Source organism: Arthrobacter sp. Y3225116, from assembly GCF_059091245.1.
In genome coordinates this window covers 1-2,719 of sequence record NZ_JBNHGL010000319.1, presented here as the reverse complement: position 1 = coordinate 2,719, position 2,719 = coordinate 1, and the positions used below count along the sequence as shown (strand labels likewise).

General features: G+C 67.3%; 5 protein-coding genes and 1 pseudogene. 2 read left to right on the top strand and 4 right to left on the bottom strand.

Features of this window, described 5'->3' with window-relative positions; genetic code table 11:
- A partial coding sequence (locus AC5RV2_RS16760; RefSeq protein ID WP_494093275.1) for a carboxyvinyltransferase occupies positions 1-337 on the bottom strand: 337 nt, incomplete at its 3' end.
- A gap of 5 nt (positions 338-342) precedes the next feature.
- Positions 343-924 carry a DoxX family protein gene (locus AC5RV2_RS16755; protein WP_494093274.1) on the bottom strand — a complete coding sequence of 194 codons (582 nt, stop codon included), beginning with the start codon at positions 922-924 and terminating at the stop codon, positions 343-345.
- Positions 925-1,252: 328 nt separating this feature from the next.
- Here AC5RV2_RS16755 and AC5RV2_RS16750 point away from each other — a divergent pair, with 328 nt between their 5' ends.
- Together AC5RV2_RS16750 and rsrA are read left to right on the top strand one after the other, a co-directional pair.
- Positions 1,253-1,957 (top strand): sigma-70 family RNA polymerase sigma factor, encoded by a 705-nt coding sequence (locus AC5RV2_RS16750; RefSeq protein ID WP_493979049.1) that lies wholly within the window; start codon positions 1,253-1,255, stop codon positions 1,955-1,957.
- Positions 1,954-2,217 carry a mycothiol system anti-sigma-R factor gene (gene rsrA / locus AC5RV2_RS16745; protein ID WP_493979048.1) on the top strand — a complete coding sequence of 88 codons (264 nt, stop codon included), beginning with the start codon at positions 1,954-1,956 and terminating at the stop codon, positions 2,215-2,217. Before AC5RV2_RS16750 ends, rsrA begins: the two co-directional genes overlap by 4 nt.
- Positions 2,218-2,340: 123 nt before the next feature.
- Here rsrA and AC5RV2_RS16740 read toward each other — a convergent pair whose 3' ends face one another.
- Positions 2,341-2,415 carry a 50S ribosomal protein bL37 gene (locus AC5RV2_RS16740; RefSeq protein WP_370664980.1) on the bottom strand — a complete coding sequence of 25 codons (75 nt, stop codon included), beginning with the start codon at positions 2,413-2,415 and terminating at the stop codon, positions 2,341-2,343.
- Positions 2,416-2,505: 90 nt separating this feature from the next.
- Positions 2,506-2,719 (bottom strand): annotated as a pseudogene (locus AC5RV2_RS16735) (PadR family transcriptional regulator); the annotation flags it as partial.

The window sequence follows — 2,719 nt, the reverse complement described above, 5'->3', positions numbered from 1 at the left end:
GCGGCGGCACGAACCGCATGACCGTGCCGGCCAGTCCGCAGTCGATGCCGGCGGCGCCCAGCGGACGCGCCGGGTCGATCGGTTCCACCAGCAGATCCGGGCCGAACCGGCCGTCGCCCTCCGTCTCGGTGATGCCGGCTCCCAAAGAGCGCAGCGCCTCCACCATCAGGGACGTGTCCCGCGAGTGCAGCGGGGAGCGCAGCCGGGACGGGCCGTCGGCCAGCGCGGCGAGCACCAGGTAGCGGTTGGTCAGGGACTTGGAGGCGGGAACCTCTACGATTGCGTCGATCGGCCGCTCCGCGAACGGGGCAGGCCAGGGGGTGGCAGCGTGGGGCATTGCGTTCAGGATGCCACCACGTCCGCCGTTGCTTCGCGCACTGCCCGTTCGGCCCTCTTCAGCTGCTTCCGGGCGTCGTGGCCGATCGAGCCGGCATTGCGGCGCGCGTCTTTGCTGATGGAGCGCACGTTGCGCCGGGCGTCGGCGGCAAGGTGCTCGGCCCGCCACACCAGGCCGGGCCGGCCATTGGTATCCACAGCGGCGAGCAGGACCGCCCCGATCAACGACAGGTTCTTCAGCAGCTGGGTGCGGCGCGAGCGCCTGGCATCCGGCGTTGCGGCGTCGGCGGCGCGGTAATCCACCACGGTGTTTAGCGCCGTGGTGCCGGCCAGCACCGCAGCCGCGAGCCGCGAGAACCTGCCCATGCCCAGGAGCACGCCTGCCCCCACCTGGGCTGCGCCGACAGCGCGCGCCAACAGCTTCTCCTGCCCGGCCAGGGCGCCGGCCGCAGGCAGGGCGGATTCCGCCCGCTGAACCAGCGGCCGCAGGGACACCGCCGTTTCCTCGGTGTGGCGCAGACGGTCGATGCCGGTAGCTACAAAGCTTGTGGCCAGCAGCGGGCGGGCGGCAAGGCGGACGATTGACATGGAAGCCTCCTGGCTGTCAGCGTGCGTCGAAGGATCTGCGCCTTTCCCGGAGCCGGGGCCCAGGGAAGGAGGCACTGCACACTAGTCTGGCACTTTTGTTGGCACCGCACACCTTGCGGGGCCGTTTGCCGCGGCCGGCGGGGAATAGTTGCGGGGCATCGGCGGTTAGCCATGAGAGGAAGGCCGGTGCATTGTCTCCGGCCGGCAAGGTGTCGAAACGGAGGGAGATCCTGTGCCTACAGCGCTAGCCGAACGGGGCCGCGCAGGCCCGGTTCCCGGCGCAGCGTCCGCCCCGGCGTCAAGGCAGCCCAGCGTAGACTGGGAGCCAATGACGACTGAGAATTCGGACGCCACCCAGGACCGCGCCATCCCCGCCACAACGGGGGAGCCGGACGAGGTCGACGTCCAGACGGAAACCGCCGACCAGCGCCGTGCCCGGTTCGAACGCGACGCCATGCAGTATGTGGACCAGCTCTATTCGGCGGCGATGCGGATGGCACGCAATCCCAGCGACGCCGAGGACCTGGTGCAGGAGGCCTACACCAAGGCGTTTTCGGCCTTCCACCAGTACAAGCCGGGCACCAATCTCAAGGCCTGGCTGTACCGGATCCTGACCAATACGTACATCAACCTCTACCGGAAGCGGCAGCGCGAGCCGCAACAGTCCAACACGGACCAGGTCGAGGACTGGCAGATGTTCCAGGCCGCCGCGCACACCTCCTCCGGGCTTCGCTCGGCGGAAGCGGAGGCGCTGGACCACCTGCCGGACTCGGACGTGAAGAACGCCCTCCAGGCGATCCCGGAGGAATTCCGGCTGGCCGTCTACTTTTCGGACGTGGAGGGCTTCGCGTACAAGGAAATATCGGAAATCATGAACACCCCCATCGGCACCGTGATGTCCCGCCTGCACCGGGGACGCAAATTGCTGCGCGAACTGCTCGCAGATTATGCGCACGAACGTGGCATGTCCGGCACCAAGGACAAGAAAAACGCCGCGGCGGCGGTGGGGACACAACAGGAGAACGGCACATGAGCGACTGCCACGGACTGGGCGACTGCGAAGACGACCGGATGCAGCGGATCTACGAGTACGTCGACGGCGCACTCTCCCGCGATGACCTAGCGGAGATTAAGGCGCATCTGGACAGCTGTCCCGAATGCGCCGAAGAACATAACCTGGAGTGCCTGATCCGCTCGGTGGTGAAGCGCTCCTGCCAGGAGCATGCACCACAGACTCTGAAGGAACGGATCCTGGACAGGATCAGCCACATCAGGGAAACCGACACCGTATAACGGGCCTGCCGCACCCATACTGCAGCGAACGCGCCGGGAACAACGAAAAAACCCCCGCTGCCCAACCGGGCGCGGGGGTTTTTCCTTCAGCAGCTTCAGCCGCGCGGGCTGTTAGCCGACTGCTTAGGTGTTGGGGCGCTTGCCGTGGTTTGCGCCGCCGCGCTTACGGTCTTTGCGCTTGCGTGCTCGCTTGCTCATGGCTGCCTCCTTTGCTGGACGAAAAAGAACTGCGTACCAGTCTGTCATATGCCCGCCCCGCCTCCTAACCGGAGGAGGGCCTCAAACGGGTCAGCGCAGGGCAGCCGTAATGGAGGCCTTGGCCTGCTCCAGCACGGTCCTGATGGTCTGCACGGCGACTTCGTCCACGGTGCCGTCCGCCGTCCGCCGGCGCAAGTGCACCCTCACGTCGTCGCGGAAGTCGTTGAGCAGGTGTTCCAGTTCCTTCACGGTGCGCTGTCCGGCGGCCTCGGCCGCCCGCGGCGACTTCCGGGCGTTGCTGCGG